Here is an 8,625-nt window from a genome sequence, read left to right as displayed (position 1 = left end):
GATTACTTAATTATAAACCTCTTGGTGTTAGAACCTATGATTGATTAATATTATAAAAAAGATGGGCCAACGAATTCTTTCTGAATTTGTTGGCCCATCCTAGTTTCGGCATCAAATATAGAGACTTTCGTGTTAAGTGTTTCTATATTTGCGTCTAGGACTAGAAATAAATTTGTTTTTTATCGTCACATTTTTAATGTAGTCCATAACTTTTAATATGCTAAAAGCCTCTAGGGTTTCTATTTATCTTCTAGTATTTATTTATTAATATTTATATGTTTAACTTTTTTTGATATCTTACATGTCTTTTAAGTGGATGATATTTACTTAGGTCAGGTAGTTCAAAATAATCAAATAATGACATCCCAATTTTTTCCATTACTTTTCGAGAGGCCAAATTCCCCTCAGCAGTAAGACTAAATACTTCTTCTATGCCTTTTTCTTTTGCATACTCTAAAACAGCCATAGCACCTTCAGTAGCAATACCATTCCCCCATACTTCAGGGATAAGTCGCCATCCAATTTCATATATAGGTAAATTTTCAAAAGGATATTTACTATCTTTTGGTAAGTAGTTTAACCCTATATATCCTAGCCATGCTCCTGTCTCTTTAAGCTCAACAGCAAACAGCCCAATTCCTTTTTCTTTTAAAATATCATCCATTCGTTGCATATCTAATTCTGAACGTCTATAACTTAATAGACTTGGAAAATAGCGTCTTACCTGAGGATTTGCATTCATTTTTTGAAAAGATAATAAATCTTTTTCTTCCCAATCACGCAATCTCAATCTTTCTGTTTCTATATAAACAACCATTTATCCACACTCCATTACCCAAATACAATTATGAAAAAAGTGTGACATGGAGTATATAACCATAACACACTTCGTTTCGTTCATTTTGATTAAAAAATTATTAATTTTTTGAAATATAACTTATTAATTCGATATGTACTGGAATTTCTTTTAACTTATCACGTTGATTTTTAGGTGCTACAAATGTTGCATCGATATAATCATTACGATGATTAAGTTTAAAAGTAGCTACAAAAGTATCACTTTCTGATTCAAAATTTGGCAAGTGTGCTACAACACGTTTAATGTCTCCAGTTGAATGAGTTACTGTACGTCCAGTAATATTTTCAATCTCTTTACCTAATTCTGGAAGTGTAAGGTCACGTCCCTCTAGAATTTGAAAATCATGTTCATGCATAGTTATCTCTCCAATACTATAAATTATGTGCTGAATTTTATTATTATATTTTTAAACTTTATTTTCAAATATATGGATATTATATTCAAAATGTATTTAAATACTATTACCCTTCTTATTCTATCGCCAAACCTGCAGCCTTTTAAAACCGATATTAGTTGTTCTCTGTAGACGAACTAGAGCTTGTATTATTACTTGATTGTTCACTATTTGAGTCACTACTTTGTTCTTCAGTACTACTAGAACTTTCATTTGATAAATTCGTTTGACTTGAGTTATCCTTTTTGGATTTTTCAGTTTCTTGTTTAACTGATTCTTTGGCAACAGAACTATCTACTTCTTTTTGTAACTTTTCTCGTTGCGCATTGAGCTTTTCTTTTTGTTTCTCTAGATTATTTTTTTCATTTTTTAAATCTTTATTTTCTTTTTCTAGCTGTTTAATATCATTTTCTAAAGATACTTTTTCTTCACTTTTACCACATGCTGACAATATTAAAGTCGCTAATAGTAAAAGTACAATCCACTTCTTCATATATTTCTCCTTTAAATATATATCAATAACACTTATTTTAACATGAAATGTGGCATGATTCATTTTATTATTTTAAGTCTTTTCGCATTTTAACATGAGTTATATCATATCCTTGTTCACGATTGATATGAATCATTTGTTCATTATTCGCATCCACTGTGCTTTTGATAGAATGTGCATCTTTTTCTATCGCCCATTGTTCTAATGCCAATTTTAAATTAGTAGCTATCCCACTGTTTCGACAATGAGGGTGTGTATATAACATTTCAATCGTTACCACTTTCGTACTCGTTTCAAAATGACCCCAAATGAAAGCAGAAGGTTCTCTAAAATCATGTTTTGACTCAATAACATAAATAATATCTTGGTTCATGTTTAATCTTCTCTCAATCATTTCTTGTCTTAAAGCTATAGAGAGCGTTGTAGCATGATAATTTAATCCACTTTTTTCTAAGTAATATTCATGAATACTTGCAATATTCTCAATTAATTGATCATCAGTAATTGAAAGACTTCTCATTTTATATTCTCCCTATTTATACATTATATTCTTTACATAACTATGATATGATTATTCATATTTAATATATAATAATCAACTTTTAAAACTTTTAAACATTTTTATTTTTAAGGGGATAATAAATGAAATCGACTGCAACATTAGCCCGCGAAAACAACGTGAAATCCATGCGTTTAAATAATACGGATCGAGAAATCTTTGAAAACTATATGACTTATATTAGATCAGATTTACGTGTAAATCCGCATGATAGTGAACTCATGCTCAATCGTATTTTGAAGGAGTTACTTGCCGCAGAAAATGATGGAACTTTAGCTCTTGAATTTTTCGATCATGACCCAAAAGCACACGCTAAAAAACAACTTAAATCCCTACCAAATGAAACATTTAAAAATATTGTTAAATCTATTTTTAGAAATTTTATCTTTTTAATGGGTATATTCTTTTTCTTTAAGGGGTTTATCGGTTTTTTTGTTCCTGATAATCATAATGAAGTATATTTATATACCTTTCCTATTACGCTCATCATTGGTTTAACTATTATATTTCTCTTTATTTTAGTCGTTTTTAAAACTGTTCAATTACAGTGTTTTAATAATTCGCATTGGATTTGGTGGTTTAATTACTGTATTATTGCATTACTAGTAGTAGCACTATTTTATGTATTTTTTATTCCACAGTCATTTTTAGCATATGGACCTAGTATTCAAATTAATAATTGGGCATTTATTATTATTTCTATAATTATTACACCTATTGCTTTCTATATAGAACATCATTTTGTTGATGAAGATTCAAATACTGTGTTATAAAAATATGAAATAAGAGCCTAGAACATTATTCTCAAAAACATAACAACTCTTTGAGCTACATATAAATTAAATAATTATAAAAAAGACCCTTTTTCTATTATTTCAATAGAAAAAGTGGTCTTTTTCATTTGTCGAAGGATTTAAAGTCCCAGACTTTTATTTTCATACATAATCATTTCTTTTAATTATTGTATATTCATAGTTGAGGATGTAAACTTTTGATCTTTAGTGAACAATATTAAAATCATACCAATAAAAATAGATAAGGCAGAAACATAAAAAACGTTTTCTAATCCAACCCAATGACTCATTACGCCACCTAATAAATTTCCACATAATTGTCCTATTACCATTGCATTAGCAAATAAAGTCGACGCATAACCAGGAAAGTCAGGTAGTATATCTTGGAAATAACTAATACCCAGTCCTAATAAAATCGCTAAATAAAATGCTAAAAATACTTGTCCTATCATCATCATATATATATTTTCAAATATACCAATACTAAAATAAAATAGACCACCACTTATGGCTCCTAGTATAAGCAAAGTGCGTGTAGATAATTTGGATGCTAAAATCCCTAATATAACCATAAAAGGCACCTCTAAGCCAGCACATAAACTTGCTAAAGTACCTACATAACCTTCTCGTTCTTTCAAATATTCTGTAACGAATAATGGCATATTCATTGTATACATCCACTGACCAATATGTAGAAGTATAAAAGCAATAAATGGAATAAATAAAGCTTTATCTTTTAACATATTAGGTGCAGTTATTTCAATACTAGCAGTATCTTTAACTTGTTCGTTTATAGTCAGATTTAAATCTTTATAAAAGAATATTTGTAACAACAGTGTAAATAATAAAATGATAACTGTGCCGCCAAATAGCCCTGCGTAGCCCATAAATTGAATGAGATATGCACCAATGAGTGGACCAAATAAAAAGCCAAAAGAGAACATTGATCTTAAGACAGTATTAGCAAATTTTGCATTATTTCTGGATGAAGACGCATTAATAGATTCTCTAGCGGATGCATATAATTGGGGCATTGCAGGTGCGAATAATCCTTGAAATATCGCATATACTATAATAAATAGCCATATATGATGGATGTAAAAATATATAGAAAAACTAAGTGCTCCCATAAATAGTGCACAAATAATAAGTATTTTCCGATTAAGATGATGTGTATCTGAAAATCTAGCAACAATCGCATTTACAGTAAATTGACTGACTGCAGCCAAAGCTAAAAGAACACCAAACTGATTTGTCGACATTCCTAGTTCATTTGTTGCGAATAAAACAAAGTATGGCACTGTAATGGCAATACCCATTCCTAAGAGCATCATATTAATAAGAAATAATTTATAGTTTTTAATATGCAATAGTGCTGAAAACATATATTATACCTCTATTCTTCTTTTAAATTGCAATATTGATTAACTATTATTTAGTAAAATTAAGCATTAAAGAAACAAAAGCATCAACTTGTGGTAGTTGCAATATACTACTATCATAACTCATATACGTTGAGCGGATTAACGGAAGACCATCAATGTTGACTTTTTCAAATTCAAATACGTGATGATCAATATTCTTCATCATTATTTCTGGAAGAATAGTTACTCCTACACCACTTATTAGCATTTCTTTACATGTTGCCACTTGATCTACTGTAATGGTAGCATGATAATCTTGTCCAAATTTTTCACTATACCAATGATTAATTTGATTGATATATATTGGATCTGCTTGAAATTCAATAAATGGTAACTTTGACACATCTTCATGACGTTCTTTTGGATAAATAAAATAATGTTCATCATCAAATAAATGGATATTTTTTAAATTCATTACTTTATTCCCTCTGGTAATTAAAAGGTGATAATCTCTATGATTAGATCTAATTTGCTCTGTTGAACCCACTTGAACTTGTATTTCTACATTAGGAAATTGTGTATTATACAAACTCAATACACGGGGCAATATTGTTTGTCCAATTAAAGATGAACATCCTATAGATATGGTTCCATTTACTTCCCCTATATGTGCTTGTATTTTATCGAAAAACATTTTTTCTCGATTCAACATATCACGTGCATGTTCGATAATCATTGCACCTTCTGTAGTAGTAATTAATTGTTTTTTAGTACGAATAAATATTTCTACTCCAAACGCATGTTCAATTGCTTTTAAGCGTTGCGTGACTGCTGGTTGTGATATATATAAAATTTCAGCAGCTTTTCTTAACGTTTTCGTCTCATCTAATGTAATTAGTAATTGATAATCTTCAATTTTCATAGCTTCCCCCTTATGTTTATCCACGAATACGGCTATGATGGTAAATAAAATTGATACTATTTCATTATTGTTTTAGTATTAAAGAAATATAATTACGCTTTCTTATGCTTATTTAATTTACCTATCATCTTTTTATAACAATGCATAATTCGATGATGTATCTCTGCAAAATTGTCCTCAATCTCAATCATCAATTGATGAGCGATAATATAGGCTTCATGGTATTGTTTCTTCGTAATTTGTCCATTTTTCAAAGCTAGTTCTAAATCATGTTCATCTACTAACTCATATTCACCAGTGGATGGTAAAACCAACACATCTAAAAATAAATCTAATGTTCTCGCGTTCCCTTTTTGAGTAATATTTTTAATGTTAATATCAAAATAGTACTCTAATGGATTCCCCTTATCATCAAACATTGCAGTAATACTATAGCGTTTTTTTTCTGGCAAAATTTGTAGCCATTTATAGTTATTATCTACTACAACTACATTTTGATCGACCACCGTCACCTCTAAAGGCTCACGCACCTTTTTCATCGTGACCAAGCCAATAATACCTTTAAACCTATTATTATTTACCTTAACTTCTATGTAATCACGTTCAATTAGGCGACGCCAGTGACGTTTATCTATGTATTTAATTTTCATAAAGCCACCAACTCCTTGTCATTATTATATTAAACTAAGTAAACCATGTCATCTTATGCCATGCTTTATTACTTTTAGCATATAAATTTATTAATTTTTCAATTTCATTTTACTACAACTATTAAATTTTTAGGTAAAATTGACAAAAACACTAAGATTTGATAGTTTTATTCTATATTATCTGAAAATTCTAAATAAAAGGAGCGTTTTATATATGACAGTTAGACCTTTTCGAGCAGATCACGTGGGAAGTTTATTACGTCCTAAACGCCTAAAAGAAGCGAGATTTAAGTTTAATAATAACGAATTATCTTTAGAAGAATTAACACGTATTGAAGATGAAGAAATCGAACGTATTATTGAAAAACAAATTGAGATTGGTTTACATAGCATTACAGATGGAGAATTTCGTAGAAGTTGGTGGCACTTTGATTTTCTAGAGAATATTAATGGCGTATAAGGATATACTCCTGACCACGGATTAGAATTTGAAGGTGTAGAAACACGTGCACATAATGTGAGAATTGTGGACAAAGTATCATTTAATTCAAATCATCCACACTTTGAACACTTTAAGTTTTTATATAAAAAAGTGGCTGGTCGCGCAACTGCTAAAGTATCAATACCTAGTCCAAATCAATTATTCCACCCTAATATTTTAAATGAAACGATTTACCCTAATATAGAAGATTTTGCAAATGATATTGCCAAAGTTTATCATGAAACGCTACAAGCATTTTATGACTTAGGAGCGCGCTATATTCAATTAGATGACGTATACTGGGCTGGTTTAACTGACGGTACTCAAAAAGTGAGAGGTCGTCAACGTTCTGAAGATGAAAAACTAAAAGCACGTGATTTGGCCTATAAAGTGATTAATAAAGCGATCGAAGGACTGCCAAATGATTTAATTCTGACTACTCATATTTGTCGTGGTAACTATAAATCAACTTGGGCAATTTCTGGAGGATATGAAGCCATCGCCCCTTACCTATTTAAAGAAAATTTAAATGGTTTCTTTTTAGAGTATGATGATGAACGTTCAGGTGATTTCGAACCGCTTCGTTTCTTTAATGACAATGCTTATGCAGTTTTAGGACTTATCACCTCTAAAACAGGTGAATTGGAAAATAAAGACACAATTAAAAAAAGAATTAAAGAAGCAGAACAATATGTAAATATTGACCATATCTGTATTAGTCCACAATGTGGTTTTGCTTCTACAGAAGAAGGGAATGCTCTAACTGAACAAGAGCAATGGAACAAATTAGCTTATGTTGTAGAATTAGCTAATGAACTTTTTGGTACTGCTGAATAGAAGCATGTCAGCAATGGTGTCCTCTATCTCTTTTTAAAAAAGACACTTCATTCATGTAGTTATACTTAACTAGATGAATGAAGTGTCTAATTATTAATACTCAATGTTTTTCAATGCATATTTTTGAATCATTCGGCGATATTGTGGATATACTTCTATCAACTCATCTTGTGTGAATAATTCAAAATACTTAAATTCAAATGCAGGTTGACACATACAGCCTACTAAACTATAACCTTCCGAATGAGGTACACTCGAAGCAAAAATGGTTCCTTTGGGAACAACATATTGTAGCACTTCTCCATGGTCTACATTTGGACCTAACAAGACACTACGATACTGGCCATCTTCAGTTAACATATGTATCTCTAGTGATACACCAGCATGATAATACCATACTTCATCAGCATCTATACGATGAAAATGCGAGATATCATCTGCTTTTAATAAGAAAAGTATACTACTAAAAGATGCCCTTTCTTCTTTCTTTATACCCTCTGGTCGAATAGTTTCTTTATAATATCCACCTTCTGGATGAGATTCCAAGTCTAACGATTGTATCCAAAACGAAGCCGTGTATTTCATTATTTTAAGTCCACATTATGGAAAACATTTTGAACATCTTCTAAATCTTCAAGTGCATCAATAAGTTTTTCAAGTGTTGCTTGATCATCTGCTGAAAGTTCAATGTCAGTCTGAGGTAACATTTCAAACTCTGCAATTTTAAAGTCTTCTACACCTGATTGACGTAGTGCATCTTGTACTTGTGCAAATTGATCAGGTTCTGCATACACAATCGTCAAGCCATCTTCTTCAATAACGTCTCTTACATCTACATCTTGTTCCATCAATGTTTCTAGGACGTCATCGGCAGATTTCCCTTCGATACCAAACGTTGCAGTATGGTCAAACATATAAGCTACTGAACCAGATACACCCATATTACCACCATTTTTTCCAAATGCTGCTCTAACATCTGATGCTGTACGATTCACGTTATTAGTTAAGGCATCTACAATAATCATGGAGCCACTTGGACCAAATCCTTCATAACGTAGATGGTCATAATTTTCATCTCCACCACCTTTAGCTTTATCAATGGCTCTATCTATAATATGATTTGGAACAGAATATGTTTTTGCTCTTTCTAGCACAAGTCTTAATGCTTGATTTGATTCAGGATCTGGCTCCCCTGATTTAGCCGCTACATAAATTTCTTTACCAAATTTTGCATATATTCTACTAGTATTTTTATCTTTTTGGGCTTTTTTT

The 8,625-nt window shown here is 30.7% G+C and carries 10 protein-coding genes and 1 pseudogene; 2 read left to right on the top strand and 9 right to left on the bottom strand.

The genetic code is table 11. The features are described from left to right. Window positions 1–271: 271 nt before the first annotated feature. From HMPREF2647_RS04760 to HMPREF2647_RS04745, 4 genes are all read right to left on the bottom strand, one after another. Window positions 272–817 carry a GNAT family N-acetyltransferase gene (locus tag HMPREF2647_RS04760; RefSeq protein ID WP_017175981.1) on the bottom strand — a complete coding sequence of 182 codons (546 nt, stop codon included), beginning with the start codon at window positions 815–817 and terminating at the stop codon, window positions 272–274. A gap of 100 nt (window positions 818–917) precedes the next feature. Beyond that, window positions 918–1,214 carry a hypothetical protein gene (locus HMPREF2647_RS04755; RefSeq protein ID WP_017175982.1) on the bottom strand — a complete coding sequence of 99 codons (297 nt, stop codon included), beginning with the start codon at window positions 1,212–1,214 and terminating at the stop codon, window positions 918–920. Between the two features lie 154 nt (window positions 1,215–1,368). Next, entirely contained in the window at window positions 1,369–1,746 is a 378-nt protein-coding gene (locus HMPREF2647_RS04750) for an SA0632 family lipoprotein (protein WP_017175983.1), read from the bottom strand. A 67-nt stretch (window positions 1,747–1,813) separates the two neighbouring features. Beyond that, complete coding sequence (locus HMPREF2647_RS04745) at window positions 1,814–2,266, bottom strand: GNAT family N-acetyltransferase (protein WP_017175984.1); 453 nt, start codon at window positions 2,264–2,266, stop codon at window positions 1,814–1,816. A gap of 122 nt (window positions 2,267–2,388) precedes the next feature. On the opposite strand from HMPREF2647_RS04745, the gene HMPREF2647_RS04740 reads away from it, so the two are divergent. Next, complete coding sequence (locus tag HMPREF2647_RS04740; RefSeq protein WP_017175985.1) at window positions 2,389–3,078, top strand: DUF1129 family protein; 690 nt, start codon at window positions 2,389–2,391, stop codon at window positions 3,076–3,078. Window positions 3,079–3,263: 185 nt separating this feature from the next. Here the strand turns inward: HMPREF2647_RS04740 and HMPREF2647_RS04735 are convergent, their stop codons facing one another. The 3 genes from HMPREF2647_RS04735 to HMPREF2647_RS04725 form a co-directional block, all read right to left on the bottom strand. Next, complete coding sequence (locus tag HMPREF2647_RS04735) at window positions 3,264–4,484, bottom strand: sugar efflux transporter (protein ID WP_017175986.1); 1,221 nt, start codon at window positions 4,482–4,484, stop codon at window positions 3,264–3,266. A gap of 46 nt (window positions 4,485–4,530) precedes the next feature. After that, complete coding sequence (locus HMPREF2647_RS04730; RefSeq protein ID WP_017175987.1) at window positions 4,531–5,385, bottom strand: LysR family transcriptional regulator; 855 nt, start codon at window positions 5,383–5,385, stop codon at window positions 4,531–4,533. 92 nt (window positions 5,386–5,477) lie between these two features. After that, window positions 5,478–6,035 carry a ribonuclease FAU-1 family protein gene (locus HMPREF2647_RS04725; protein WP_017175988.1) on the bottom strand — a complete coding sequence of 186 codons (558 nt, stop codon included), beginning with the start codon at window positions 6,033–6,035 and terminating at the stop codon, window positions 5,478–5,480. A 214-nt stretch (window positions 6,036–6,249) separates the two neighbouring features. Between HMPREF2647_RS04725 and HMPREF2647_RS04720 the strand changes: the two are divergent. Further along, window positions 6,250–7,353, top strand: a pseudogene (locus HMPREF2647_RS04720) (5-methyltetrahydropteroyltriglutamate--homocysteine S-methyltransferase). Between the two features lie 93 nt (window positions 7,354–7,446). On the opposite strand, the gene HMPREF2647_RS04715 reads toward HMPREF2647_RS04720, so the two are convergent. Continuing rightward, window positions 7,447–7,938 (bottom strand): cupin domain-containing protein, encoded by a 492-nt coding sequence (locus HMPREF2647_RS04715; RefSeq protein WP_017175991.1) that lies wholly within the window; start codon window positions 7,936–7,938, stop codon window positions 7,447–7,449. After that, window positions 7,938–8,625 (bottom strand): YebC/PmpR family DNA-binding transcriptional regulator (locus HMPREF2647_RS04710; protein WP_070859646.1); only part of this gene is annotated, 688 nt, incomplete at its 5' end. The genes HMPREF2647_RS04715 and HMPREF2647_RS04710, both read right to left, overlap by 1 nt.

The sequence above is a fragment of the Staphylococcus sp. HMSC035D11 genome, from assembly GCF_001836075.1.
GTDB classification, from domain to species: Bacteria; Bacillota; Bacilli; order Staphylococcales; family Staphylococcaceae; genus Staphylococcus; species Staphylococcus hominis.
The sequence above is the reverse complement of the archived record's forward strand: the minus strand, read 5'-3'. Positions and strand labels throughout refer to the sequence as shown.

What these genes read in the sequence shown, in the direction of transcription:
- HMPREF2647_RS04745 (WP_017175984.1), bottom strand. Translation starts at nt 2,266, where the DNA reads ATGAGAAGTCTTTCAATTACTGATGATCAATTAATTGAGAATATTGCA.
- HMPREF2647_RS04750 (WP_017175983.1), bottom strand. Translation starts at nt 1,746, where the DNA reads ATGAAGAAGTGGATTGTACTTTTACTATTAGCGACTTTAATATTGTCA.
- HMPREF2647_RS04735 (WP_017175986.1), bottom strand. Translation starts at nt 4,484, where the DNA reads ATGTTTTCAGCACTATTGCATATTAAAAACTATAAATTATTTCTTATT.
- HMPREF2647_RS04760 (WP_017175981.1), bottom strand. Translation starts at nt 817, where the DNA reads ATGGTTGTTTATATAGAAACAGAAAGATTGAGATTGCGTGATTGGGAA.
- HMPREF2647_RS04730 (WP_017175987.1), bottom strand. Translation starts at nt 5,385, where the DNA reads ATGAAAATTGAAGATTATCAATTACTAATTACATTAGATGAGACGAAA.
- HMPREF2647_RS04725 (WP_017175988.1), bottom strand. Translation starts at nt 6,035, where the DNA reads ATGAAAATTAAATACATAGATAAACGTCACTGGCGTCGCCTAATTGAA.
- HMPREF2647_RS04755 (WP_017175982.1), bottom strand. Translation starts at nt 1,214, where the DNA reads ATGCATGAACATGATTTTCAAATTCTAGAGGGACGTGACCTTACACTT.
- HMPREF2647_RS04715 (WP_017175991.1), bottom strand. Translation starts at nt 7,938, where the DNA reads ATGAAATACACGGCTTCGTTTTGGATACAATCGTTAGACTTGGAATCT.
- HMPREF2647_RS04740 (WP_017175985.1), top strand. Translation starts at nt 2,389, where the DNA reads ATGAAATCGACTGCAACATTAGCCCGCGAAAACAACGTGAAATCCATG.